This window comes from Micromonospora sp. AMSO31t, from assembly GCF_008868175.1.
In the GTDB taxonomy this organism is placed as follows: Bacteria; Actinomycetota; Actinomycetes; order Mycobacteriales; family Micromonosporaceae; genus Micromonospora.
In genome coordinates this window covers 1-433 of sequence record NZ_WBKT01000357.1, presented here as the reverse complement: position 1 = coordinate 433, position 433 = coordinate 1, and the positions used below count along the sequence as shown (strand labels likewise).

Annotated in this window: 1 protein-coding gene; it reads left to right on the top strand. The window is 74.6% G+C overall.

The window, feature by feature from the left end:
- A partial coding sequence (locus F8274_RS30920; RefSeq protein WP_151465938.1) for a discoidin domain-containing protein occupies positions 1 to 433 on the top strand: 433 nt, incomplete at both ends.

Below are 433 nucleotides of genomic sequence, written 5' to 3'. Positions count from 1 at the left end.
GCCGTCCACGGCGTTCGCCACCGCGTCCAGCAGCACCCAGACGTACGCGGCGGCGAACGCCGTGGACGGCAACGCCGGCACCTACTGGGAGAGCGCCAACAACGCCTTCCCGCAGACGCTGACCGTGGACCTCGGCGCGGCGCGCAGCGTCGACCGGGTGGTGGTCAAGCTGCCGCCCGGCTGGGAGCGGCGGACGCAGACCCTGTCCGTGCTCGGCTCGACCGACGGGTCGATCTGGACCACGCTGAAGGCGTCGGCCGGCTACACCTTCGACCCGGCCACCGGCAACGCCGTGTCGATCCCGCTCCCGGCGGGGGAGCGGCGGCACCTGCGGCTCAGCGTCACCGGCAACACCGGCTGGCCGGCCGGCCAGGTCGCCGAGTTCGAGGTGTACGGCCCGACGGGCACCACCCCGCCGCCGACCACCACACCG